We start from the raw sequence: 25,479 nt of genomic DNA on the forward strand, positions 1-25,479 counted from the left end.
CCGTCTAACTTTTCATCGACTGAAGGTTAGTTGTCAAATATTTCGATGTCGAAATACTCTGCGAGCACAGTCACTGCTCACCCGTGAGGACATCCCATGGCCCAGCTCGCCGTACCCGCGGTCATCACCGCCGCCACCCACCTGATGCGCGCCGCCCAATGGATCGCCGCGGCCAACCTCCTCCGCGCCGCAACCCCTGACGACCAAGCCGACCAGCTTGCCCTGGCGTTGGCCCTCGCCGAGGTCGCCGTAGACCAGGACTTCGCCCAGCAAACAGATCACGCCACGGCCGAACTCGCGGCCGTCGCGCGGCTGCTGGAAACCTTGCCCGATGCAACAACTAGCTGGGACCTCGCAATGCTGCACCTACGCAAGGACTACTCGAACGCGCTGTTCCACTCGACCCCGGCCACGTCCGGCACGCCCGATCCGAACGCACCCCGCGACCCGTCAGAAGCTCGCGACCAAACCACCGCAGCCGCACTGGCCAAGCGCGCCGAACAGCTACGCGACGAAGCACCTGACGACGCTCGCCGCGGGTCGGCTTCCTTCTACGCGGGCGTGATCGCCGACAACCTCCGCGACGATCCCGACGCTGCCTTCACCCACTTCACCGCCACCTTGGAACTCGGCGAGCGAGCCGCCGACGACCTTCTGGCCTCCCTGGCCCTCCGCCACCTGGGCGACCACTCCCACACCGCCGGCAACCTCGAACTCGCCCGCGCACAATGGGAACGCTCAACCGAACTCCGCCAGAAAGTAGGCCACCTCCTCGGGGCCCTCGCCCAGCAAACACTGCTGGCTGTCCTGCTCCGGGACGAAGGCGACGCAGCCGGTTCGCGAGCGCTTGCCACCGAAGTCAACCGCTGGTCGAACCAGGTCGGGCTGACGTTCATCACCAAACAAACCGCCGACCTGATGAACTGACAGCCGACAACACAACCGCCTCCAAGCACATCCCCCGGCATCGCACACAACGACCCCGATCCCGGCCGATGCGCCGCCGAGCTCAGCGCTCGGCGACGCATCCCGCGCTCCACGGCCCGACACAGTCGACGGAGGCACCGCGCTCGACAACCCGCCGGAGTCCGCGGTCGGCCGGAACCGGAGGTCGGCCCCAACGGCGGTCGGGCGGAATCGGCGGTTTGGCGGATGCACCCGGCGGAGTCGGCGGTCGGACGGAACAGCAGTCGGCCGGAACGGCGATCGGCCGGAACGGCGATCGGCCGGAACGGCGATCGGCCGGAATCGGCGATCGGCCGGAACGGCGATCGGCCGGAACGGCGACCGGGCGAAGTCGGCGGTTTGGCGGTTGCGCCCGGCACCGCCGCCGCGATTCCGGCGCCTTCCCGTCCGCTGCCGATGCACCAGGACCGCTGCGGGCTGGGGGTGAAGGCGCGTCTGCAGCGGATGTCAGGCGAGGCCGAGCTCGGTCTACCAGGTATCCCCGCCGACGAACCGGCGGAGGACCTTCGCATGCCAGACACTGCAACTTGCTGGGATCCAGCCCGATCATCGGGCGTGGAAGCCCACTTGCCCGTCGCCATTGCGACGTACGGCGACCGCCCCGGCGCGAACGACATCGCGGGAACCGGGCGTCCCACTTCCACGAATGGAACACGCACGTCGTCAACTTCCTCGGCGGACCGCGCATGCAGATGCCAGCTCCGCAGTCATGCCGCGATCGGTTTCCTGACCTATCGCCGGGCTTCAGCTGGCGGGCGGTGGCGAGGCGCCGATTGGCTCGCCCTTCCGGGCCGTGTCGCCCCAGACCGCGAAGCGGGCCGCCTCCTCACGGGTTCCCTCGTTAGCCCAACGGTTGCGTCGCGGAGCCTCCGCGAGGATCTCGGACTCGCCCCAAGGGTCGAGTCGAGCATTCGCGACCGCGCTGACCCCGTCCGCATTGTCAGCGCAGGACCCAGTCTCACCGTCAGACTGCGCCGGCCGGAACCCTCGCCAAGGGCTACTGGCGGGATCGTCCCAGGGGTCGCGCTCACCGGCCCTCCCGGTGGGTGGACGGGGATCGGCAACCCCAGTCGGAACGGCGCGGGTTGGGGTGCCGTTTGGTGGCGGCGAACTGGGCGCGCAATCGGCTGCATCGGACTCAGCTGGCGAGCCGTCCCGTGCCAACGCGCCCGGCATTGAGCCCAGAGCAGACCGGACTGCGGCGCTGCTGGTTTCCGGTTCGGCTGGCGTGCCTGACAGTGGCGGAGGGCCGACGTCGATGTCGATGGGTGCTTGGTCACCGGCGACTGGCGTTTGGGTAGGCGGGTGCGTTTGGGCGTGGCGGCGTGTAATGGGTGGTGGGTCGGCCCAGGTGGGGCGGGATACGTGGACGGTGTCGTTGGTGATGGTGATGGTCCAGTGGCCGTGGTGCAGGTCGATGTGGTGGCGGCGGCAGAGCAGGACGAGGTTGGAGATGGCGGTGGGGCCGCCGTCGATCCATGACTGCACGTGGTGGGCGTCGCACTGGATGGGTGGTGCGCCGCAGACGACGCAGCCTTTGTCGCGGGCGTTGAGGGCGCGGCGCATCGCTCGGTTGACGAGGCGTTCGGAGCGGCCGACGTCGAGTGGTTCGGAGTTCGAGCCGAGTACGAGCGGGATGATGGTGGCGTCGCAGGCGAGGCGGCGGATCGCGGCGGCCGAGAGCGCGTCGCCGTACACGAGTTGACCGGTCGCGTCGGCGGTGGCGGCCTTGAGGTCGTTGAAGTCGATGGTAACGGTGATGTTCGCCTTCGCCCCGAACCCCGGCACCCACCCCCCACCAGGTCCAGCAGTGCCGCCAACTCCGGCGGTCCCGGCGGTGTCGCCGGATGCGGCGGCGGGATCGGTGGCCGTGGCGGCGGCATCAGGTGCAGCGGACGCGGTGTCGGCTCCGGCTGTGTCAGTGATCGGACCGTCGAGGGTGGTTTTGGCGGAGGAGCGGGTGGCGCCGGTTGCTGCGCAGGTGGGATCGGTGGCTGCGGTCGCCTCGCCGGGGTTGGTGCGGGTGGTGGGCGGGGTGTGGCCGGTGTCGGTGGCTGTCGCGGCGATGGTTAGGGCGGTGGTTAGGGCGTCGGCTTGGCGCTTGTCGCGGGGGCGGGGGTCTAGTTCGCCGTCGATGGTTTTGTGGGGGCGGGCGCCAGCGTGGACCAGGCCGCGGAGGAGTTCGGCGTTCTCGTTGGCCAGGAAACCGCGGAACTTCACCCCGTTCTCCGCGTTCGCCAAGGTCAGCGACTCGCGGGCGTAGGCCTTGTCCTCGTCGGGACCGGGGCCGTCGCTGTCCAGCAGGTCACCGATCTCCTTGCCGGCCTTGCGGAGCTGGCCCGGCGACAGGTGCCTGGCGAGGCCGACCAACTGTTCCTCGGCCACGGCCAGATGCTCCGGCGGGACCCTGGCCGCGACACGCTCCAGCGCCCACACGATCGCCTGAGCCTGGGCCGGGCACAGCGGGCGCACCGGCTGCATGCCAGCGTCACCGGAGACGTCGTCCGCGACACCGTCATCGTCGGCGGCGGCCTGGGCCGCGTCGGTGGTGGTGTCGGTGGGTTCGGCGCCTGGGAACGGCGCAGTTGTGTCGGGCAGGGCGTCGGACACGGCCGGGTACTTAGCCAGTGCACGCGCCAGGCGGACATCACGGTGCGCCTCGACACTGTCCAGACGGTAGCGAAACGACAGCAGACGGGCGGTGTCGTGGGCACCGATCTCCTCGGCGTGACCGGTCTCGTCGACCCGGGCGACCAGCTGCAGCCGGCGCGTCGCCAGACGGGCGACCACATCGTCGACCAGGTCGAGCTCGGTCAGCGCTTCGCCGCCGCTCATCGACCACACCGGCCGCCCGTCCAGGAGTTCCATACCGACAACTCTAGGCAGCCCCACCGACAGTTTCAAACCCAGAAGCCGTTATTTTCAAGGGGGTATGGTATCGCGGATTGTCCACAGGCGGATGAGGTTGTGGACAATGGTGGCGGACGCCGACAATCGTTGCTCTTGGCAACTTTCAGGACTCGCAGCGGAACGGCAGGCCGAACTCGGCGGGGACACCTGGGCTGTAGGCGATGTGGTCCGGTCGCCGCTCGAGCACCGGCAGGCCTAGTGAGGACAGGAGGCCTTGGTCTTCGAAAGCGAGCAGTTCTGCTGTGTGGAGGGGCCAGGGTGGGTGGTGGTTGGGGAGGTACCAGGTGCGACCGGCTCGGTGGGTATGCAGGCCCCAGCGGGCGGTGAGGAAGTGCTCCAGCGGGCCTGGCTCCAACCGTGGCCCGACCCGCACGGCGACGGCGCCGGCCGCCCGCACACCCGGCCAGCGGAGGGTCGAGGTGTAGGTGTGGTGGTTGCCGTCAGCAACGTGTGTCATGCGGGCCCAGCGGTATGGCAGGCCGAACACCATCCGCGCTGTCGCGACGACGGCCAGGCGGTCGGCGTCCAGGCTGAGGAAGACGACGCCGCGGCGGCCTGAGGAGTCGATGGAGTACAGGCGGATGTTGGTTTCCAGGAAGGTGCCCCAGTACGGTACGGCGGGTCCGTGGGGCAGGCCGGTGTCGATCATCCGGAAGGGCACGAGGCCGACGTACGTGCTTCCCTCGAACGTGTCCGGCCGGGTGCCGGGCGGAAGGTGGTGCGCGACCGACGACGGCTCGACGGCCCAGTGCAGGAAGGTCAGATCGAGCCACCACTGCCGCAGGATCCGGGGGCGGCGAAGCGTGGGTGCCTCGGGCCAGGTCGCAGCACTCATGGCATCGAGCGTAAGGCCAGAGACGCCCTGGAGGTCTCCGAGCTGGTGTCGGAGACCTCCAGGAGCTGGTCAGGAAGAGAAGGCGGCGTCGAAGGAGGCGGTGGGTGGGTCGAAGGCCAGGGAGCGGACGAACTGGAGGGCTTCGGCGGCGCCGACCAGGCGGTCCATCCCGGCGTCTTCCCATTCGACCGAGATCGGGCCGTCGTACCCGATCGTGTTCAGCATCCGGAAGCAGGCCTCCCAGGGGACGTCACCGTGGCCGGTGGACACGAAGTCCCAGCCGCGGCGCGGGTCGCCCCAGGCCAGGTGCGAACCCATCCGGCCGTTGCGGCCGTTGCCGACCTGGCGCTTCGCGTCCTTGCAGTCGACGTGGTAGATCCGGTCCTTGAAGTCCCACAGGAAGCCGACCGGGTCGAGGTCCTGCCAGACGAAGTGCGACGGGTCCCAGTTGAGCCCGAACGCGGGCCGGTGCCCGATCGCCTCCAGGGTCGCGGTGGTCGACCAGTAGTCGTACGCGATCTCCGACGGGTGTACCTCGTGCGCGAAGCGTACGCCGACCTCGTCGAACACATCCAGGATCGGATTCCACCGGTCCGCGAAGTCCTTGTAGCCCGCCTCGATCATGGCCGGCGGCACCGGTGGGAACATCGCGACCGTCTTCCAGATCGACGAACCGGTGAACCCGACGACCACGTCGACGCCGAGCGCACGGGCCGCCCGGGCGGTCGTCTTCATCTCCTCGGCCGCACGCTGCCGGACGCCCTCGGGATCGCCGTCGCCCCAGATGTGTGCGGGCAGGATCGCCTGGTGCCGCTGGTCGATCGGATCGTCGCAGACAGCCTGGCCGAGCAGGTGATTGGAGATCGTCCACACCTTGAGGTTGTACTTCTCCAGGATGTCCATCCGGTCGCGGACATACGTGTCGTCCTCGGCGGCACGCCGTACGTCGAGATGGTCACCCCAGCAGGCGATCTCCAGCCCCTCGTACCCCCACGAGGACGCCAGCCGGGCCACCTCCTCGAACGGCAGGTCGGCCCACTGGCCGGTGAACAGGGTGATCGGTCGAGCCATGTCCTCTACTCCTTTGTCGAACAACTTCTTCCGGTACGGCGTCCAGCCGGGGCGGACTGGTGATCGAGGGAGCCGGGTGTCCCCGGCGGCGCCTGGAGCGCAGAGCGGCGCCGGGGTCCCCGCCGGCCGTGGGAGGCCGCACTGCCGGGTGCCCTGGATGGGGCCGAACCAGCCGGGGCGGCGGCAGGTGACAGAAAGGCGATCTCCCACGGCGACGTCATCAGGCCAGCCGGCCCTTCAGGTCATTGCCCACCGCAATCAGCAAGGTGCGGGCGGCAACGTCTTGGACCGTGCGGGCCTTGGCGAGGTACAAGTCGAGAGCAACCGCCGCTACGCCGTCCCGACCACGACGCACCGCTTCAGCTGCCAAGCCCAGTTGGACTTTCAGCACCTTGGCGGTTGCCGCCGATACCTTCCCTTCAGCTCGGAACCGATCGACCAGCTTGACGGCTTCGGGGTACGACGCAACGACCGTGAACGGGATCGTGGTCACGGACTTGTTGCCTGCGACATCGGCTGTGGAAGCCGTCAGCGCATGAGGGCCGAGACCGAGAGCTACGCCGTCGACGCGGCCGGTGGATGGTTGGCCGTCGACGGTCAGTGTCACCGCGCCCGGACCGGACAAGGCATCCGCTGTGGACGCTGCGACTGAGACGACCGTGGCTACGCCGAGAGAGCCGTTGGGTGACAGACCCGTGAGCGCGATGGTTGGCGGTGTTCGGTCGATCTTCACTGTGACCGACTCGGGCGGCGACACGTTCCCGGCGGTGTCACTCGCGCGCACCTGAAGCGTGTGTGTCCCGTCGGCGGATAGCGTCACCGGTGCCGTGTACTCGGACCAGTCACCGGCACCAACCTTCTGCTCCAGATACACCTGCCCGGCCTGATCGTCCGTCGCCATCGCAGTAGCAACCACCGGATCGATCCACCACCCGGCGAGCCCAGAAGGCGTCGACGGGTTCAGCGACAGATTGACCGACGGAGCGACCGTGTCCCGGACCAGCTTGAAGTAGTCGAAGCGGGTCGTCTTCGACGCAACCTGATCCGCCCCGAAGGCGTACACACCGAACTTCGCGGCAGACAGGGCAGTGTTCGTCACGGCCGGCAACGCGGTCCACGCCAGGCCGTCCGCACTGTAAGAGCCTGTGAAAGTGGAGCCGGTTTTGGAGATCCGCAGGTGCCAGATCCCTTGCGTGGGCGCCGGTGCATTGGGCTGAGGTGACTGAACCACGTCGCCGACTTCGCTCCGCAGCTCCAGCCCTCGCGTCACCGTGGACCCGGCTGCGTTGGTGGTCAGGTAGTCGAGCTTCACGTAGTTGGCGTCGTCGGCGTACACCATCAACCCGGCCTGCTGGTACCGCTCGTTGAACGCCGACCCATCCACCTTCGTCTCGATTGTCCAGTCCCCGTCCGGCGCCGGCTGCAGCATCAGGTTGCGCGGGTTCGTCGCCGTACCCGCGTAGATGTCGCCCTTGCTGGTGTCGATCTCGAGAGCGTCACCAGTCACCCGGAACGCCGCCGGATCAGGACGTACGACGGCCGACCACCGGCATGCGTCCAGCGTCGTACCCGCGAACTCGTCGTCCGGGGCCGGCTGCTCGGCGGTGTCGTCGGGCGTGATGACGAAGTGGTCGAACGTCGCCGTGATCGGCAACGCCTCGGCCCGGTTCGTCAGCCCGAACAGCCCGATCCGCGGATTCGAGATCCCGGCCAACTGCTTGGTCTCCGGCATCTCGGTGAAGGTTGCGCCGTCAGCACTGTACGACGCCTTCAACGACGACCCGTCCGAGGTGAACCGCACCCACACGGTGTCCGGGTACGACGCACCCAGGTTGGCCGTGTTCGACCCGGCGACCTCGTTCGGTGCGCCCGCTTCCTCGCGAATGAACTGGAAGATCCGGTCCGCCGCCGACGGTGCTCCGGTCGACCGGCCCTGAAGAACCATCTTCGCGTAGTTGTCGTCGTCGCCGTACACGATCAACCCGGCCTGCTGATACGCCAGCCGGGCCGGCAACGTGAGCTTCGTCGTCGCCTGCCACGGACCGGCCGGCAACGGTTGCAACACGATGTTCGGCGTACCCGAGTTGCCCGTCCCGTAAATGTCCGTCGCCGTCAGCGGGATCGACAGCTTGCCATCAGCAACCGACAGCTCCTGGTTGCCCCGGACAACGGCGGACCATCGCCCGGTGTCCAGCGCCGTACCGTCGAACCCGTCGGATCGCCCGGTCAGACAGGCCGGCAACGACGGCGAATCCACAGTCACCGTGACGGTCGACGTGCCCACTGCACCCCGGGCATCTGTCACGGAAACCTTGACGGCAAAGGTCCCAGCCGCCGTGAACGTGTGACTCACCGACGCCCCAGTCCCAACCGCACCGTCGCCGAAGCTCCACGCGTAGGACAACGGCAGGTCACCCTCGGGATCGGTCGCAGCGGCCGTGAAGTCGACCTGCAACGGTGCCTTGCCCTGAGTCACGGACGCCGACGCAGTCACCGCCGGCCGCTGGTTCTCCGTGACCCCCTTGCCGAGGAAGCGAACCCAGTTGACGTTGAGCTGCCCGGTCGTCTTGACGAAGTACAGCGGCCCACTCTCCAACGAAGCACCGGTCACCGAACCGGTGAAGTCGCCGTACGTCTGCCACCCACCTGTAGGCGACACCTGAATCGTCGCCACCACCGGACCATCCGTCGGCGATCCCTGACGAACCTGCACGGTCGCACCGGCGTCAGGAGAAGCCGCCCGCAACTGGATCTGATCGATCGCGGTCAGGTTGGTCGGCTTCCAGCCCCACCAGTCGCCGTCCTCGATCCACCCGATGTTCTTCCCGCCACCCAGCACGTCACCGGTGTCCTCGACCTGCACGCCAGGCGTCGAACCCGGTCCCCCGGTCTCGCTGAAGTACTCCGCCTCCCGCGTCTTCGGCTGCAGTTGCACAACCTTCTGCGTGGTGATCGGCCCGGACCCCGGCGCGCCCTTGTCCGTGTACGTCACGGTGACGATGCCGAAGATGTTCGCGCCGACATGCCCCTGGTCGCCTGCCAGCGGGAAGATCCCCTCGCAGCCGCGGTACTGCTCATAGCCGTGCGCATGCTCGTCATGCCCGAGCGCCGGCTGCGTGATCACGTCATTGCAGTCGACCACCCCGTCCTCGGGATCGGTCACCGTCACCTTGTAGCGGATGGTGTCGCCGAAGTCGAAGAACCCACCATTGACCGGAGCCTCCACGGTGATCGTCGGCGCCGTGTTCCCGGAGGTGATCGTCCGGTTCGACACCGCCGTACGCCCGTCGGGATCGCTCACCGTCAGCCGGGCCGTGAAGACGCCGGGCGTCGTGTAGGTGTACGACGGCTTGGCCTCGGTGCTGTCCGTCGTACCGTTGCCATCGAAGTCCCAGGCCAGCGTGATCGGCTGCCCGTCCGGATCCCGCGAACCGGTCGAGTCGAAGGCGACCGTCAGCGGCACCGGCCCGGACGTCTTGTCCGTGCTGAACTGCGCGATCGGCGCCCGATTTCCTTGCACATAGTCGATCCGGTAGATCCCCGAGTCGGCGTTGTTCCCGCCGAACCCACTCCCCCACTCGATCACGTACAACGCACCATCCGGTCCGAACTGCAGCGCATGCGGCCGGACGAAACTCAACTTCTGCAGCATCCGCGACACGTCGGCCACACCGCTGCGGTCGTCGTTCAGCTGCACCGAGAACAGCCGGCTGTCGTTCCAGTCCGCCCACACCGCCTTGCCGTCGAAGTACGCCGGCCACTTCCGGTCCGACGCACTGTCAGCGTCAAACCGATACGCACCACTCGTCATCGGCGCGCCACTGCCACCGATCTCCGGTACGCCGGTCGTCGACTTGCCCATCCACATCGTCGCGGGGATCGCTGCCGGCAACTGCGTGATGCCGGTGTTGTTCGGCGACTCGTTGACGGGAGCGTTGCAGTTGAACACAGCACCGGACGTCCCGGTCGCGAAGTCATGGTCGTTGTACGGCGTGTTGTTGCCGACGCAGTACGGCCACCCGTAGAACCCGGGCTTGTCGAGGATGTCCCACTCGACCCGTCCGTCCGGCCCGCGCGTCGGCGACACCGCACCCGCGTCCGGTCCGTAGTCCGCGACGAACAGGTGGTTCGTGGCCGGGTCGATCCCGATCCGGAACGGGTTCCGGAAGCCCATCGCGTAGATCTCCGGCCGCGTCTTCGCCGTCCCCGGCGGGAACATGTTGCCGGCCGGGATCGTGTACGACCCGTCGGGTGAGGGGTGGATCCGCAGGATCTTCCCGTTCAGGTTGTTGCTGTTGGCAGCACTCCGCTGCGCGTCCCAGGCGGCCCGTCCGGTCCGCTCGTCGATCGGCGTGTACCCGTCGGAGTCGAACGGATTGCTGTTGTCGCCGGTGGCAACGAAAAGGTTGCCCTCACCATCGAATTCCAGCGCACCACCCGCATGACAACACTGATCCCGTTGCGTGTCGATCCGCAGTACCTGCTGCTCACTCGCCAGTTCAAGCGTGTCACCAGTCACCTTGAATCGCGAGACCCGGTCGAACGGCTCAGTGCCCGCCGGGGAGTAGTACAGGTAGACAAACCCGTTGTCAGAGAACGAAGGATCCAGCGCGATACCGAGCAGCCCGAACTCTTGGCCGGTGTAGACGTTCAACGTCCCGGCAGTGACGACTGAGCCGTCCGGCTTGACGATCTTCACCGCGCCGTTCCGGTCGATGTAGAACACCCGGCCGTCACCCGCGATCGCGAGCTCCATCGGGTTCGACGTGTCGTCGTCCAGCGTCACCTTCTGGTAGCTGTCACTCAGCGACGCACCACAGTCCGCGGCCTGCACACCGGCGGCAGTCTTGATCCCGCCCAGCAGCAGCTGACGGAAGGCCGGTTCGGCGTACGACGCGATCGTATGCCCCATGCCCGTGTACCAGGCCCTGCCACCGTCGTAGTCCTGACACCAGGTGATCGGGTGCTCCGGGCCCATGTTCCCGCCCGTGTACGACGATTCGTCGAGCGAAGCGAGCACGTGGACCTTGTCACGCGGGTTGGTGCGGTAGTTGTACCACTCGTCCGTGCGCTGCCAGCTCGTCGGCGCTTCCGCGGTCGACGGGTGCGCGTGGTCCTCCACCTTCACCGTACCGGTCGGCGTACCCGGTGGATGGCTGTCGAAGTAGCTGCCGACAAGCTGTCCGTACCAAGGCCAGTCGTACTCCGTGTCCGACGCGGCGTGCACACCGGCGTACCCGCCGCCGGCCCGGATGTACCGCTCGAAGGCGGCCTGCTGGTCCGCGTTCAGTACGTCGCCGGTCGACGACAACCAGATGACCACCTCGTACTTGGCCAACTCGGTGTCGTTGAACATCGACGCGTCCTCGGTCGCTGTGACGGTGAAGTTGTTCGCCGCCGCGAGTTCGGTGATCGCCTGGATGCCGGCCGGGATCGAGTCGTGCCGGAACCCGGCGGTCTTGCTGAAGATCAGGGCGTTGAAGGTCTCGTCACCGTGGCCGGGATGAGCCCGGGCCGGCAACACGACCAGTAGTGACGCGATCAGGGCGAGCACGAGCGCACGAATCACCGTGCCGTGCCTGCGTAGCTGGATCATGCGGAGCTCCTCATGGGTCGGATAAGGCGCGCGCTCCATCAGTCCGGGGCGGGAAAGACCCCAGCTACTACAAGTCCCGTGCTCTGCCCTGCGCGGGAGTCACTCCTTCGTGGATCAGCGAACGCCGAGCAGGTGCTCCATCGCCAGCTGGTCCAGCTTCTCGAACCCGAGACCGCGCTCGGCCAGCGCTTCCCGGTCGAACTTCTCGTTGCGGAGATCGGCCAGCGACTCACCCTCGGCCAGGGTGGGCACGGACAACTCCGCGACCTTGGCCGCGGCGAGTGCCTCGGCCACCTCCGGGTCGGCCCGGAACGCGGCCACCTTCTCCCGCAGGATCAGGTAGTTCCGCATGCAGCCGCGCGCGGTCTCCCAGACGCCTTCCTCGTCCTCGGTCCGCGGCGGCTTGTAATCGAAGTGCACGTACCCGTCGTATCCAGGCCGGCCGTCAGTACCCTGCAGCACATCCACGGTCCAGAACGCCTCACGCAGGTTGCCGGCGCCGAAGCGAAGGTCCTGGTCGAACCGCGGACCGTGCTGCCCGTTCAGGTCGATGTGGTACAGCTTCCCGTGCCACAGCGCCTGCGCGATGCCGTGCGCGTAGTTGAGCCCGGCCATCTGCTCGTGGCCGACCTCGGGGTTGATGCCGACCAGTTCCGGATCCGCCAGATCGTTGATGAAGGCAATCGCGTGCCCGATCGACGGCAGCAGGATGTCACCACGCGGCTCGTTCGGCTTCGGCTCGATCGCGAACCGGATGTTGTAGCCCTGTTCCCGCACGTACGCGCAGAGCAGGTCCATCGACTCCTTGTACCGGTCGAGGGCCGCGTTCACGTCCTTCGAGCCACCGGACTCGGCCCCTTCGCGACCGCCCCAGAGCACGTACGTCGTCGCACCGAGCTCAGCCGCGAGGTCGACGTTGCGGAGCACCTTCGCCAGTGCGTACCGCCGTACCTGGCGATCGTTGGCGGTCAGGCCGCCGTCCTTGAAGACCGGGTGGCTGAACAGGTTCGTGGTCATCATCTCGACGCCCATGCCGGTCTCGGCCAGCGCCTTGGTGAACCGCTCGAGCACCTGCTGCCGGGTGCCCTCGTCCGGCACCACGTCGTCGTCGTGGAACGTGACCGCCGCGGCGCCCAGTTCCGCGAGCTTCTCCACCGCGTAGACCGGGTCCATCGCCGGCCGGACCGCCGTACCGAAGACGTCGACGCCCTGCCAGCCGATCGTCCAGAGACCGAAGGAGAACTTGTCGTCCTTGGTCGGGGTGTAGCTACTCATTCAGGAATCTCCTGCCATTGTCGTGACGTCGAGCTGGCCTCGACCGCGGCCAGCACGCGCTGGACCTGCAGCCCGTCGGCGAACGACGGTGTCGGATCGGCTTCGTCGGCGATCGCGGTGACCAGGTCGACGACCTGATGGGTGAACCCGTGCTCGTAGCCGAGCAGGTGGCCGGGCGGCCACCACGCTCCGACATACGGATGGGCGGACTCGGTGGCGAGGATCCGGCGGAAACCAGCCGTCGTCGCGTCCTCGGTCGCGTCGTAGAAATGCAGCAGGTTCATGTCCTCGAAGTCGAACGCGAGGCTGCCGAGGCTGCCGTTGATCTCGATCCGGATCGCGTTCTTCCGGCCGGTGGCGAACCGGGTCGCCTCGAAGACGCCGAGCGCACCGGAGCCGAACTTGGCCAGGAACACCGCGGCGTCGTCGACCGTGACGGGTCCGCGTTCGCTGCCCGCCGTACCGGCCAGGCCGGAGTGTTCGGCCGCGACCGGGCGCTCCTTCACGAACGTCTCCAACTGACCGCTCACCTCGGCGATGGTGTCGCCGGTGATGAACTGGGTCAGGTCGATGATGTGCGCGCCGATGTCGCCGAGCGCACCGGAGCCGGCCTTCTCCTTGTCCAGCCGCCACGACAGCGGCGCCTCCGGGTCGGCGATCCAGTCCTGCAGGTACTGCGCCCGGACGTGCCGGATCGTCCCGATCTTGCCCTCGGCAACGAGCTGGCGGGCCAGCGCGATCGCCGGCACCCGGCGATAGGTGAACCCGACCATCGACCTGATCCCCTTGGCCGCCGCGGCCGCGGCCGCCGCCGTCATCGCCTCGGCCTCCTCGACCGTGTTGGCCAGCGGCTTCTCGCACAGCACGTGCTTACCGGCCTCGAGGGCGGCGATCGCGATCTCGGCGTGGCTGTCCCCCGGCGTGCAGACGTCGATCAGCTGGATGTCGTCGCGGCCGAGCAGCTTGCGCCAGTCGGTCTCGGTCTCCTTCCAGCCGAGCTTGGTCGCCGCGGCGGCGACCGCGTCAGGGTTGCGGCCGCAGAGCACGCTCATCTCCGGGTTCAGCGGCAGGTCGAAGAAGCGCGGCGCGCTCCGCCAGGCCTGCGAATGGGCCGCACCCATGAACGCGTAGCCGATCAGGCCGATGCCCAGGTTGGTCATAACTCTCCTTTAGCTCTCGAAGGCAGTGGGCAAGTACTGGTCCACGTTGTCCTTGGTCACCACCGGTGCGTACAGCTGGATGGTGCGCGGCACCTCGACCTCCACCAGGTCGCCGAGGGCTTTCTTCTGCACCAGCAGCCGGGCCAGCCGGACCCCGTCCGCACCCTGGGTGGACGGGTAGATGACGGTTGCCCGCAGCAAACTCGTACCGGACTTGATGTCCCGCATCACGTTCGCCGAGCCGGCCCCGCCGACCACGAAGAACTCCTTGCGGCCGGAGTTCTTGATCGCGGCCATCACGCCGACGCCCTGGTCGTCGTCGTGGTTCCAGATCGCGTCGATCTTCGGTGCCGCCTGCAACAGGTTGGCGGCGGCCTTCTCACCGGACTCGACGGTGAACTCGGCCGCGACCCGGTTGCTCACCTTCAGGCCGCAGTCGGCCAGCGCCTCCTTGAAGCCCTGGCTGCGGGCCTGGGTCAGTGGCAACGAGTCGATCCCGGCGATCTCCGCGACCACCGCGTCCTTCTTGCCCTTCATCTCCTGGCAGATGTAGGTGCCGGCGGAGATGCCCATCCCCTTGTTGTCACCGAGGATCGTGGTCCGGGCCGCGAACGTGCTGTCGAACTCGCGGTCCACGTTCACTACCGTGATCCCGGCCTCCATCGCCTTGGTCGCCACCGGGGTCAGCGCCGCGCCGTCGAACGGCAGCAGCACGATCGCGTCCACCTTCTGGTTGATGAAGGTCTCCACCTGGCTGATCTGCAGGTTCACGTCATTGGTGCCCTCGGCCACGATCAGCTCGATGTCGGAGTACTTCTTCGCCTCCGCCTGGGTGGCCTTGGTGATCGCACCCATCCAGCCGTGGTCGGCGGCCGGCGCGGAGAACCCGATCTTGACCTTCTTCCCGGGTTCGTCGTTCTTGCCGACCGCGACCCCGGCCTGGGTCGCGGGCGCGTTCTTCTCGGCCTCCGGGGTGTTGCTGGTACAGGCGGCCAGGGCGAGTGCGCTGAGGCCTGCGATGATCAGGGTTCGGGCGGAACGTGCGGACATCTTTGTCCCCTCCTTGTGGTGGTTCACTGACTGCTTGCCCGTCCGGCCAGGCGCTGCTGCAGGAGGACCGCGATCACGATGATCAGGCCCTTCGCCACCGACTGGGCGGAGATGCTCAGGTTGTTCAGGGTGAAGACGTTGTTCAGCGTGGTGAAGATCAGTACGCCGAACACGGTGCCGACGATGGTCCCCCGACCACCGGACAACAGGGTGCCGCCGATCACCACGGCCGCGATCGCGTCCAGTTCGTACAACTGACCGTGGGTCGAGCTGCCGGTCGTCGTACGGGCCATCAGCATCACGGCCGCGATCCCGCAGCACAGTCCGGCCAGCACGTAGAGCGCGACGGTGTGCCGCTGCACCTTGATACCGGCCAGGCGGGCGGCTTCGGCGTTGCCACCGACGGCGAAGGTACGGCGGCCGAAGGTGGTCCGGTTCAGCAGCACCCAGCCGGCCGCGGCGACCAGCAGGAAGATCCAGACCAGCACCGGTACGCCGATCAGCGAGCCGCCGAAGAAGTCGACGAACGAGTTGACCGAGATGATCTGCGTCCGGCGATCGGAGATGATCTCGGCCAGACCACGGGCGGCGGCCAGCATCGCCAGGGTCGCGATAAACGGGACGACCTTGCCGTAGGCAACGAGCAGCCCGTTGACCAGACCACACGCGGCGCCGACGAGGAGCGCCGTACTGACCATGAAGATCCAATGGAAGTCGGCCGCCATTTGCTGGGTCGCCAACGTGGTCGCCCAGACCGAGGCGAGCGCGACCATCGCACCGACGGACAGGTCGATCCCGCCGCCGGTGATGACGAACGTCATGCCGATGCTGACCACACCGATGACAGCGGCGAGCCGCAGGATGGTCAGCACATTGGCGCCGGTGGCGAACGTGTCGCCGGCGGTGATGATGCCGACGAGACAGAGCAGAACCAACGCCACCACCAGGCCGACGTTGCGTCCCATCCCCGTCCTCAGCAGATTGCTGGAGCGTGGCGCCGCGGGCGGAGTGACTGTTGCCTGCGTCGACGCCGTTTGTTCAGGTGGGCGTGCGCCATCCTCAATCATCGTTTGGCCTCACTCACACGGCACTTCCTTCCATCACCAGGTCGAGGACCTGGTGTTCGTCGATGTCTTGCGCGGGTCCGCTGTACACGGCCCGTCCCTCCCGCAGTACGACGACCCGGTCGGCGAGACCGAGCACTTCCTCGACCTCGCTGGAGACCAGCACGATCGCGACCCCGTTGGCGGCCAGCTTGTGGATCAGGGTGTAGATCTCGGACCGCGCGCCTACGTCGACTCCCCGCGTGGGTTCGTCGAGCAGCAGTACGCGGCAGTCCCGCAACAGCCAGCGGGCCAGCACTACCTTCTGCTGGTTGCCGCCGGACAGGTTGCGGACCGGATGGTCCACGCCAACCGGGCGGACATCCAGTGCCTTGGTCAATTCGGCCGCCGCTTCCCGCTCGGCCCGGCCGTTCAGGAATCCCCCGCTGGCGAACCGCTGCATGCTCGACACCGTGATGTTCTTGTACACGGCCTCGTCCAGCAGCAGCGCCTGACTCTTCCGCTCCTCCGGCGCCAGCCCGACCCTGGCCTTCACCGCGCCCTGCACCCGGCCTGGTCGCAGCGTCCGGCCGTCGACCCGTACCGATCCGGTGGCTGCCCGGCGAGCGCCGTACACGGTCTCCAGTACTTCGGAGCGCCCGGAGCCGACCAGTCCGGCCAGACCGAGGATCTCGCCGGCCCGGACGGTGAACCCGATCCCGGCGAACTCACCCGGCCGGGTCAGGTCATCCACCTCGAGTACGACGGGCGCCGTACTGAGGATCTCGCGACGCGGCGGGAAGACGTACTCGATCGAGCGGCCGGTCATCAGCCGGATGAGTTCCTTGGTGGGCGTCGCGCGGGCATCCAGACCGGTCGCCACGGTGGCGCCGTCCTTCAGCACGGTGACGCGGTCGCCGATCTGGCGGATCTCCTCGAGCCGGTGTGAGATGTAGACGACCGCGACACCACGCGCGGTGAGGTCGCGGATGACCCGGAACAGATTGGACACCTCTTCGGGGTCGAGCACCGCGGACGGCTCGTCCATCACGATCAGCCGGGCGTCCCGCGACAGCGCGCGCGCCATGCTGACCACTTGCTGTCCGGCGGACGGCAGCGATCCGACCGTGCGGTGCGTCGGGATCTCGCCGTGGCCCAGGCCCTGCAGGATCTCGCGCGCCCGGGCGGTCGCCTCGTGCCTCCGGCTGAAGCCGAAGCTGGCCGGCTCGTGACCGAGAAAGATGTTCTCGGCAACGGTCAGCTCGGGGACCAGATCGAGCTCCTGGTAGATCGCGGCGATCCCGCGCTGGATCGCGTCGGTCGGGGTGTTCAGCCGCACCGCTTCGCCGTTGATGTGGATCGTGCCCGCATCGGGTTGGTGCGCTCCGGTCAGCACGCGGATCAGCGTGGACTTGCCAGCGCCGTTCTGGCCGAGCAGACAGTGCACCTCGCCGGGGCGCAGGTCGAGGTCGACACCGTCGAGCGCCCGGACCCCCGGGAACTCCTTGACGATGCCGGTCATGGTCAGTAGATCCGTCATTGCGCGACCCCCGCTTCGGCCCGGCCGATCATCGTCGGGTCGACCAAGACCTGGTCGAGGGAGATCTGAGCACCACCGCGAACTGCCGCGGTGAAGCCGAGGTCCGATCGGATCACCCGGCAACCGCCGCCGTCCGGAGCGATCACGCGATCGCGGATCGCCACCTCCAAAGGTTCCTGCAGCCATGGCCCGAGCACGGCGAAGTAGCCGCCGAGCACGAGCACATCCGGGTTCAGGATGTTCACCAGGATCGCTCCCCCAATCCCCAGCCAGGTTCCGACGTCCTCGAGTGCGGACAACGTCCGCGGTTCCCCCGCTTCGGCCCGCGCGGTGATCTCGGCCAGCCGTTGCTCGACGTCCAGCGACGGATCACGGACCGGATCGTCCTCGTCCGTTGCCTTGTGCAACAGTGCGGTCAGGCCGACGACCGTCTCCCAGCAGCCGGTCCGGCCGCAGCCGCAGGTGCGGCCGGCCGGCGCGACCGGCATGTGCCCGACCTCGCCGCTGTACCCGTGCCCGCCGCGGAGCAGGTGCCCATGCGACACCACCCCACCGCCGACACCGACCGCACCGGTCAGCAGCACGATGTCCTGGACCGACTCGGCCTTCCGCAACTCCGAGTACGCCGCCAGCGCCGCGAGGTTCGCCTCGTTGTCCACATGCAGCGGGTACGACGGTGTGCCGAGCCGCTCGCGCATCTCGCGGACGACCGGGACCTCGCCCCAACCCAAGTTCGGAGCCAGCTTCAGTTCACCCGTGTCGCCTTGGACGAGGCCCGGTACCGCGAGCGTCACGCCGGCCACCTCACCGTCTCGCGCGTCCACAGCCGCCACGGCTTCTCGAATCAGCTCGGCCAAGCGATCGAGCGTCGTACCCGGGCCGAGGTGGGCGACGTCCAGCGGGACGCGTCGTTCGCTGACCACGGCGCCGGTCAGGTCGAGGGCGGTGACGGCGAGGTAGTCGACGTTGATCTCGGCACCGACGCCGCAGACTCCGGTGCCGTCGAGTTCGACGAGTTGTCCGGGGCGGCCGAGGGCGCGGGTGGAGTCGGCCGGGCCTTCGCGGAGCAGGCCGCGCTCGACGAGCTCGGCGACCAGGCTGCTCACGGTCGCCTTGTTCAGGCCGGTGTCGCCGGCGATCCGGGCCCGCGATCGCGGGCCGAGGTCGCGGACGTGACGCAGGACGACGGAGAGGTTGTTGCGGCGGAGCGAAACGTGGTCGGCGGCAACGACCCGATTGCCCGGGCGACGGCCGTCGGACAGCGTCATGCGGCTCCCACCTCACCAGTCGTTGTGAGCCCGATCACAGACTTTGTCTGTTGAACCAACAAACTAAGTACGCCGCTGAAGGTGCGTCAAGATGTCGCGGTCAAGTTTTCGCTGACGGTACTGGGCAAACGCTCTCTCTGACCAGAGCCGGACTTAGTTCCGGAACTTGCGCGCTGCTCGTTCGACTCTTGCGTGCTCTATCGAGCGTTTGCACCTCGCGTCAGTTCGCCAGCCAGTGAAGCCACCGGGCGCTCCCAGGCGCGAGTGGATATGCGTGCGATCGAGTGTGACCTCCGCGCTGACGGTAAGGGCTTGCCCTCGACATACTTCCTTCACTCGGCGATCGGTGAGCCGAACTTGACCGCCAGTGAAGCCGTCTGCTGCAGTCTGGCGGGTTGGCCAACGAGCGTGCGGGTTGGCACCCCGGAATATGGATCGCGAACCCACCCTCTGGTGGGCGAACCCATCAGAGGATGGGGGGCGGGCGTGACGCGAGAGGGTGCACGAAGTCAGCCGGCGTTTTCCAGGCGCAAGACGCTAGAAGAGTTCGAGGCTGTCGGAGGCGAGGGTGATGACGGTGTCGTCGAGGTAGAGGCGGCACGCGATCGCGTGGCCGGCGCAGGTGAGCAGGGCCGGACCGGCGGCGTCGACCACGCGGTAGACGACGGGGTGCTCGCAGCGCTCGACGGCGCCCTCGTTCTCGCGGTGGCAGCCGAGCACGTGGCAGGTGACGGTCTCGCCGACGTTCATCAGGGTGAGGCCGTGCTCCGGGCAGACGCCCCAGCCGACGCCGCACGAGCGGCCTTCGGTGGCAGCGAGGCGGATCAGGTTGCCGGCGGTTGCCTCGAGTGCGCCGGCGACGGAGCCCAACGTGCTGGCGGCCTGGTCGAGGTCACGGCGCAAAGCCCGCAGCTCAGGCGATTCGGGCATACCGCGGGTGGCGGCCTGCAGGTTCTCCGACAGAGCCTTTGCGGCAACCGCGATCTCGTCGACCCGGACGGGTGTCTCGAACTCGGCGCGCGCCGGAACGGTGGCGACCCGGCCGGACCTGCGAGCGGCGTACTCCTCGACCCAGGCAGGCGTTTCAGCCGGCTTTCCCGCGGCTCCCTGGCCGGCCTGCTCGGCTCTGTTGTCCTCCTGGTCGGCTGGTGAGACCTGACCTGGGTGAGACTCTGGTGACGGAGCGTGACCATTGGTCCCGTTCTTCGCCGCGGTCCCGTTCACCGGGATCCGGCTGTCCTGCGCTGTCCGCCCGTTCATACAGCCTCACTCGTCAAGTGCCTGGCCATCGCCATGCCCGCCCCCTGATGTGCCTCCGGTGGCCGATCGTGCCATGCCCGCAGGGCCCACGACCAGAGGAAATCACCGAGCGTCACCCACTGCTCCCCCTCACTTGCACAACGCAACGATCCACCCCGGACTCCGGACAGATTCCCCACTCAGCGTCGGCATAGTCACACGCTGAGCATTCCTCAACGTTGCTTTAACATTTCCCTACGCACAGTCACTACTGGGTCGCAATCAGGTGCTGGCGGAGGAATTCGACGGTCCGGGCGCGGGCCTTCAGAGCCGAGTTCGGCGGGTCCTCGCGCAGGTCGCGGGTGAGCACAGAGTGAGCCATCTTGCGGTAGCCGTCCGGGTTGCCGGGACGACTGTCGAGCTCGATCACCTCGAACGCTTCGCCGAGTTGTGCGCGCAGGGTGGTGAACCGCTCGGCCGGCGCCATCCGGTCATGGCTGAACCGCAGTCCCAGCACGCACAGACCGTCCGTCTGCGTCCGTTCCTTGACTACCTCGAGCTCCCGCCGCGACAACCCCGGATCGCGCCGCAGGCGGCCGCTGACGGCGAATGGTGTCGACGGCTGGCTCAGCACCGGCGCCTTCACCACGTCTTCGACCGCGGTGGCGAGGGCGAAGCCGCCGGTGAAGCACATCCCGATCACACCGACGCCGCGTCCCGGCGTCCGCGCGGCGAGGTCGGCTGCAACGGCTCGCAGGTACTTCGTGATCGGCCGCTCGGCATCAGCCGCGAACGCGCGGAACTCCTTCGCCACACACATCCGCGCGATCACCCCCAGGGCGTAGCCGGTTGTTTCGGGGCGTCCCGGCGTACCGAAGGGTGATGGGATGACGACTGTGAAGCCCTCGCTGACGAGGTGGTCGCCGAAGCCGAGTACCTCGGGGGTGAGGCCCGGGATCTCCGGGATCAGTACGACGCCTGGGCCTTCGCCCTTCTCGAAGCAGTCGTAGGTCAGCCCCGCACCGGTGAAAGGCGCCCGCGTCCAGCCGGTCAGATCAGAACTCGGTGCCGTCATCGCGCCTCCTCGGAAATGAAGCCCAAGCTTAGGGTGCGCGACCGGCGACAACGTGTGGTCGTCCAGGCGGGATTGCAGCTTTTGACATGTGCTTCGGGGCGCAAACTGGACCAGACCTCTGACATACTCCGGGCGACTATCACTTTGACCCTTGGGGGGGTCCCGTGTCTTTCCGTCCTGCTCATTTACTGCGCCTAGGCCTGCCCGCGGCCATGGTCGCGGCGACTCTGGTGGCGGTGACCGGCTCGTCCGGGTCCGCCGAGGTGTCCGCCGAACCACGTCCGTTCAAGGCGCCCCGCCCCGAGAGGGGGAACGGACCCGCCTACGACGCGAAGTCCGTGGTGGTGAAGTTCAAGCCGAAGGCAACCACTTCGGCCCGTAAGGCCGCGCTGGCCAAGGTCAAGGGCAAGTCCGACGTGTCCGTCACCTCGGACATCGTCGCCATCACCGCTGAGCTCGCGGCGCCCGACCTGCTGAAGAAGGTCAAGGCCGACCCGGCAGTCGAGCTTGCCTCGCTCAACTACATCCGCCAGAAGTCGGCCACGCCGAACGACTACCTCTACACCAACTATCAGAAGTACCTGCCGACCGTCCGGGTCAACCAGGCCTGGGATCTGAGCAAGTCGGCCGGCAACCAGGTCGTCGCCGTACTGGACACCGGTGTCGACGCCGGTCACCCGGATCTGGCCGGCCACCTGCTGCCCGGTTACAACACGTTCAACACGGCCTTGCCGCCCAACGACGGCGACGGCCACGGTACGGCGGTGACCGGCATCATCGCGGCCGGTACGAGCAACACGATCGGCATCGCCGGCGTGGCCTGGAACGCCAAGGTCCGGCCGGTCAAGGTCCTCGACGACGAAGGCAGCGGCACCGACGCGAACGTCATCAACGGCATCAACTGGGCGGTCAAGAACGGCGCCCGGGTGATCAACCTGTCGCTCGGCAGCGACGAGGACAGCCCGGTCCTGCACTCGGCGATCACCAGCGCGGTCGCCAAGGGTGTCGTGGTGGTCGCCGCGGCCGGCAACACCGGCTACTCGGCACCGCACTACCCGGCCGCCTACCCGGAGGTCCTCTCGGTCGGCGCCACCAACTGGTACGGCGCGCTGACCGAGTTCAGCACCTACGGCGACACGGTCGACATCGCGGCCCCCGGCTTCGACATCACCAGCACCGCACCGCGTGCGCAGACCCCGGCGGGCTTCGACCCGTACTACATCGGCCTCGGGGGTACGTCGTTCTCGTCCCCGATCGTCGCCGGAGTCGCGGCGCTGGTGCGGAACAAGTATCCGTCGTTCACGCCCGCACAGGTGATGACGCGGCTGAAGGCCACCGCCCGGGACGCCGGCCCGCGCGGCATCGACCAGTACTACGGCGCGGGCATCCTGGACGCGTACGGCGCCCTCGGCGGCAAGTGGACGACCGACTTCCCCGGTGGCGGTGCCGACGGCAACGACCAGCCGTCCCGGGCGACTCCGGTCGCGGGCTCGATCAGCTCCACCATCAGCACCGAGGGTGACGTCGACTGGTACGTCGTCAACTCGGCCGCGGCCCGCAACCTCAAGATCTCGGTGACCGGACCCGCGTACGACCTCGACCTCCCGGTCAACATCGGCCCGCGGGTCGACGTGTACGACGCCGACCTGAAGCCCTTGGCATACGCGGTGAACCCGTTCCCGACGAACCCGAGCGTTCCGGTGCCGCTGACCGCAACCGCGAACGTCAGCGTTGCCGCGGGCAACACCTACATTGCCGTCCGCAACGACAACGGGTCGCGCGACACCCGCTCCTACCAGCTGTCCGTCAGCGAAGAGGGCACTGGCGGGACGCCGGCGGGCGTCGCCTACCCGGTGCGGGACGTCCTTCCGGCCGACCGGGCCGCGGGTGCGGCGGTCACCACCAAGCCATCGGTGACCTTTGCTCGTGAGGTTGTCGCAGACTCCGTGACTGCGAGCACGGTGCGGCTGCTCAACGGCAAGACTGGTTCCACCGTTGGCGCCACGGTTGCGTACGACGCGGCGACCAAGCAGGCCGTGCTCACTCCGACCGTGCCGCTGCTCGACAACGCGCCGTACAAGGTCGTCGTGAGTGGTGTGCAGGAGGCCAGCGGTACCGCGCTTGCGCCGTTCAGCAGTGTGTTCTCGACCGTTGACCTGGTGCCGGCGAAGCCGGTGTTCGATGCGACCGGGGCGTTCGCGGCCGCGACGCTGGCGTGGCAGATCGCGCCGATGTCGGATCTCGATCAGGTGATCGTGCGCCGGAACGTCGGCAGCAAGGCACCGACGCTGACCACTGGCACGCTGGTTTACGCGGGGACCGGATCCTCGGTCAAGAACACCGGGTTGGCGCAAGGTTTGACGTACACCTTCGCGGCCTGGGTGAAGGACCGGAGCGGGAAGGTCAGCCCGGTGGCGGTCACGCAACTGTTCGGGATGAAGTCCGGGATCGCGCTGACCACGACGCTGATCAAGTACGGCGGCTCGGTCACGATCAAGGGCAGCCTGCTGCGGATCGACAACAAGGCGTACTCCGGTCTGCCGGTCAACCTCTACGTCCGGCCGAAGAACGTGTCGACGTGGAAGCTGCTGGCGACGTTGAAGACCTCGTCGTACGGGACCGTGAGCTACACGTACAAGCCGGCGGTGTCGTCGGTGTTCACCATCTCGTACTTCGGCAACGCCGACCTGATGGGGACCCGGACGGCTGACGTGATGACGCAGGTAACGCCGACGATCTCGGCGACCCTGGCGCCGACGACGATCCGGCTCGGCCAGGTGACGAAGTTCAGCGGGTACGTCGCTCCGGCGCACTCGGGCAAGTACGTCTACCTGCAGCAGTACGGCAACAAGACCTGGAAGTCGATCGCCTGGGTGAAGCTGAGCTCTTCAGGCGCGTACGCGTTCGGCATCAAGCCGGCCGTCCGCGGCAAGATCGCCTACCGGGTCTGGTTCCCGGGCGACGCCGACCACACGCAGGCGTTCACCGTGAACAAGATCCTCACGATCAGCTGATTTCTATCGCCTTTTGAGTACGCCCCGGCCGACTGAACTAGCCGGGGCGTACTGCGTTCTACGGCGCGTAGTGCTGGACGGCGCCACCCTTGGAGAGGTCGACGAGGGTGTGGGCGAGGTCCTTCGCATCGGCGAGGACTTCGTCGAGGTTCATGGTGGTGAGCTGGCGATCGCGTACGACGATCTCGCCGGCGACCAGGACCGTGACGACGTCGGAGGAGCGGACCGAGTAGACGAGGGCCGCTCGGGGGTCGTGGACGGGTTGGCAGTGCGGGCCGGAGAGGTCGACGAGGGCGATGTCGGCCTGGCGACCTGGCTCCAGCGCACCGATCTCGTCGGCCAGGCCGGCTGCCGCGGCGCCGCCTCTGGTGGCCAGTCGGAGGGTGTCGGAGACGTTCATCCACTCGGCGTCCTGCTCGCGTTGCTTCTGGGTCAGCGCGACCATGCGCAGCGATTCCCAGACGTCGAGCGTGTTGTGGACGGCCGCTCCGTCGGTGCCGACGCCGACCTGCACACCGATGGACTGCAGGCCTTTGATCGGCGTGACTGTGCCCATGGCGAGTTTGAGATAGACCTTCGGGCAACTGGCGACCGTTGTGCGGTCCGCTGTCCGCTCCAGGATCGGCAAGTCGGATTCACGGATGCCGCAGCCGTGGGCGATGAGCGCGCCCGCGTCGAGTACGCCGGTTCGTTCCAGGACCTGCATCGGTGTCACACCGAGCCGGTCGACGGACGACTGCGTCTGGTCGTCGGTCTCGGCTGCGTGCAGGTGGATGCGGAATCCCTCTGCTCGTGCGATGTCCGCCGTACGACGTAAGTCCTCGTCGCTGACCGTGTAGGTCGCGTGCGGGCCGAGGCTGGACGTGATGCGTGGGCTGCGGTTGCGGAGGTCGCGGGCAGTGGTGATCGCGGCCTCGATGGCTTCGGGACCGGTCGACGAGAAGTAGGTGGGTGCCAGGTCGGCGCGGATGCCTGATTCCACGACTGCTTCGGCGATCTGGTCGGCGTGGAAGTAGTGGTCGACGAACGTGGTCACGCCGGCGAGCAGCATCTCCGCGCACGCGAGCCGGGCGCCGACCCGGACGCGTTCGGGCGTCAGGTTCACCTCCATCGGCCAGATCCGCTGGTTGAACCAGTCGTCGATCGACAAGTCCTCGGCCGCGCCACGCATCATCACCATCGGACTGTGCGTATGCGAGTTCACCAACCCTGGCACGGCCACCAACCCGGTCCCGTCGATCACCTCTCCCCCGCCGTCCGGCTGTGTGGTGCCGGTGGGTGTGATCGCGGTGATCCGATCGTCGTGGATGTGGATGTCCTGCGCCTCGTCCACGCGGCACTCGCCGGACTCCGGGACGATCAGTACCGAGACGTTGCGGATCAGCAGATGTGGCATACGTCCTCCAGCCGGTGGGTCGTCGTACCGCAGTCTCCTGC

At 67.7% G+C, this 25,479-nt stretch carries 15 protein-coding genes; 2 read left to right on the forward strand and 13 right to left on the reverse strand.

Going from position 1 to position 25,479, the window contains the following annotated elements; all coding sequences use genetic code 11:
* Positions 1-96 precede the first annotated feature (96 nt).
* Positions 97-927 (forward strand): hypothetical protein, encoded by an 831-nt coding sequence (locus V9K99_RS27705; protein ID WP_337006696.1) that lies wholly within the window; start codon positions 97-99, stop codon positions 925-927.
* Positions 928-1,710: 783 nt separating this feature from the next.
* Here the strand turns inward: V9K99_RS27705 and V9K99_RS27710 are convergent.
* From V9K99_RS27710 to V9K99_RS27765, 12 genes are all read right to left on the reverse strand, one after another.
* A complete protein-coding gene (locus tag V9K99_RS27710) occupies positions 1,711-3,834 on the reverse strand; it encodes a DUF222 domain-containing protein (RefSeq protein WP_337006698.1) in 2,124 nt (707 codons plus the stop codon).
* Between the two features lie 145 nt (positions 3,835-3,979).
* Entirely contained in the window at positions 3,980-4,711 is a 732-nt protein-coding gene (locus V9K99_RS27715) for a YqjF family protein (protein ID WP_337006700.1), read from the reverse strand.
* 69 nt (positions 4,712-4,780) lie between these two features.
* Positions 4,781-5,782 (reverse strand): sugar phosphate isomerase/epimerase family protein, encoded by a 1,002-nt coding sequence (locus V9K99_RS27720; protein ID WP_337006702.1) that lies wholly within the window; start codon positions 5,780-5,782, stop codon positions 4,781-4,783.
* Positions 5,783-6,002: 220 nt separating this feature from the next.
* Positions 6,003-11,378, reverse strand: coding sequence for a ThuA domain-containing protein (locus V9K99_RS27725; protein WP_337006704.1), 5,376 nt, complete (start codon positions 11,376-11,378; stop codon positions 6,003-6,005).
* A 114-nt stretch (positions 11,379-11,492) separates the two neighbouring features.
* A complete protein-coding gene (xylA, locus tag V9K99_RS27730) occupies positions 11,493-12,653 on the reverse strand; it encodes a xylose isomerase (protein WP_337006705.1) in 1,161 nt (386 codons plus the stop codon).
* Entirely contained in the window at positions 12,650-13,813 is a 1,164-nt protein-coding gene (locus V9K99_RS27735; RefSeq protein WP_337006707.1) for a Gfo/Idh/MocA family protein, read from the reverse strand. Before V9K99_RS27735 ends, xylA begins: the two co-directional genes overlap by 4 nt.
* A gap of 9 nt (positions 13,814-13,822) precedes the next feature.
* Positions 13,823-14,863, reverse strand: coding sequence for a substrate-binding domain-containing protein (locus tag V9K99_RS27740; protein WP_337006708.1), 1,041 nt, complete (start codon positions 14,861-14,863; stop codon positions 13,823-13,825).
* 23 nt (positions 14,864-14,886) lie between these two features.
* A complete protein-coding gene (locus V9K99_RS27745; RefSeq protein ID WP_337006710.1) occupies positions 14,887-15,828 on the reverse strand; it encodes an ABC transporter permease in 942 nt (313 codons plus the stop codon).
* Positions 15,829-15,943: 115 nt separating this feature from the next.
* Complete coding sequence (locus V9K99_RS27750; protein ID WP_337006712.1) at positions 15,944-17,446, reverse strand: sugar ABC transporter ATP-binding protein; 1,503 nt, start codon at positions 17,444-17,446, stop codon at positions 15,944-15,946.
* Positions 17,443-18,714: an ROK family transcriptional regulator gene (locus tag V9K99_RS27755; RefSeq protein WP_337006713.1), complete on the reverse strand. Its 1,272-nt coding sequence runs from the start codon at positions 18,712-18,714 to the stop codon at positions 17,443-17,445. The genes V9K99_RS27750 and V9K99_RS27755 overlap by 4 nt, the downstream gene beginning before the upstream one ends.
* 537 nt (positions 18,715-19,251) lie before the next feature.
* Entirely contained in the window at positions 19,252-19,974 is a 723-nt protein-coding gene (locus tag V9K99_RS27760) for a hypothetical protein (protein ID WP_337006714.1), read from the reverse strand.
* Positions 19,975-20,221: 247 nt separating this feature from the next.
* Positions 20,222-21,028 carry a dienelactone hydrolase family protein gene (locus V9K99_RS27765; protein WP_337006716.1) on the reverse strand — a complete coding sequence of 269 codons (807 nt, stop codon included), beginning with the start codon at positions 21,026-21,028 and terminating at the stop codon, positions 20,222-20,224.
* 164 nt (positions 21,029-21,192) lie between these two features.
* Between V9K99_RS27765 and V9K99_RS27770 the strand changes: the two genes are divergently transcribed.
* Positions 21,193-24,042: a S8 family serine peptidase gene (locus V9K99_RS27770; protein WP_337006717.1), complete on the forward strand. Its 2,850-nt coding sequence runs from the start codon at positions 21,193-21,195 to the stop codon at positions 24,040-24,042.
* A 58-nt stretch (positions 24,043-24,100) separates the two neighbouring features.
* On the opposite strand, the gene V9K99_RS27775 is transcribed toward V9K99_RS27770, so the two are convergent.
* Positions 24,101-25,438: an amidohydrolase gene (locus tag V9K99_RS27775; RefSeq protein ID WP_337006718.1), complete on the reverse strand. Its 1,338-nt coding sequence runs from the start codon at positions 25,436-25,438 to the stop codon at positions 24,101-24,103.
* Positions 25,439-25,479: the final 41 nt, after the last annotated feature.

The organism is Kribbella sp. CCNWLW201 (assembly GCF_037203805.1).
Taxonomy (GTDB): domain Bacteria; phylum Actinomycetota; class Actinomycetes; order Propionibacteriales; family Kribbellaceae; genus Kribbella.

What these genes read in the sequence shown, in the direction of transcription:
- V9K99_RS27705 (WP_337006696.1), top strand. Translation starts at nt 97, where the DNA reads ATGGCCCAGCTCGCCGTACCCGCGGTCATCACCGCCGCCACCCACCTG.
- V9K99_RS27710 (WP_337006698.1), bottom strand. Translation starts at nt 3,834, where the DNA reads ATGGAACTCCTGGACGGGCGGCCGGTGTGGTCGATGAGCGGCGGCGAA.
- V9K99_RS27715 (WP_337006700.1), bottom strand. Translation starts at nt 4,711, where the DNA reads ATGAGTGCTGCGACCTGGCCCGAGGCACCCACGCTTCGCCGCCCCCGG.
- V9K99_RS27720 (WP_337006702.1), bottom strand. Translation starts at nt 5,782, where the DNA reads ATGGCTCGACCGATCACCCTGTTCACCGGCCAGTGGGCCGACCTGCCG.
- V9K99_RS27725 (WP_337006704.1), bottom strand. Translation starts at nt 11,378, where the DNA reads ATGATCCAGCTACGCAGGCACGGCACGGTGATTCGTGCGCTCGTGCTC.
- xylA (WP_337006705.1), bottom strand. Translation starts at nt 12,653, where the DNA reads ATGAGTAGCTACACCCCGACCAAGGACGACAAGTTCTCCTTCGGTCTC.
- V9K99_RS27735 (WP_337006707.1), bottom strand. Translation starts at nt 13,813, where the DNA reads ATGACCAACCTGGGCATCGGCCTGATCGGCTACGCGTTCATGGGTGCG.
- V9K99_RS27740 (WP_337006708.1), bottom strand. Translation starts at nt 14,863, where the DNA reads ATGTCCGCACGTTCCGCCCGAACCCTGATCATCGCAGGCCTCAGCGCA.
- V9K99_RS27745 (WP_337006710.1), bottom strand. Translation starts at nt 15,828, where the DNA reads ATGGGACGCAACGTCGGCCTGGTGGTGGCGTTGGTTCTGCTCTGTCTC.
- V9K99_RS27750 (WP_337006712.1), bottom strand. Translation starts at nt 17,446, where the DNA reads ATGACGGATCTACTGACCATGACCGGCATCGTCAAGGAGTTCCCGGGG.
- V9K99_RS27755 (WP_337006713.1), bottom strand. Translation starts at nt 18,714, where the DNA reads ATGACGCTGTCCGACGGCCGTCGCCCGGGCAATCGGGTCGTTGCCGCC.
- V9K99_RS27760 (WP_337006714.1), bottom strand. Translation starts at nt 19,974, where the DNA reads ATGAACGGGCGGACAGCGCAGGACAGCCGGATCCCGGTGAACGGGACC.
- V9K99_RS27765 (WP_337006716.1), bottom strand. Translation starts at nt 21,028, where the DNA reads ATGACGGCACCGAGTTCTGATCTGACCGGCTGGACGCGGGCGCCTTTC.
- V9K99_RS27775 (WP_337006718.1), bottom strand. Translation starts at nt 25,438, where the DNA reads ATGCCACATCTGCTGATCCGCAACGTCTCGGTACTGATCGTCCCGGAG.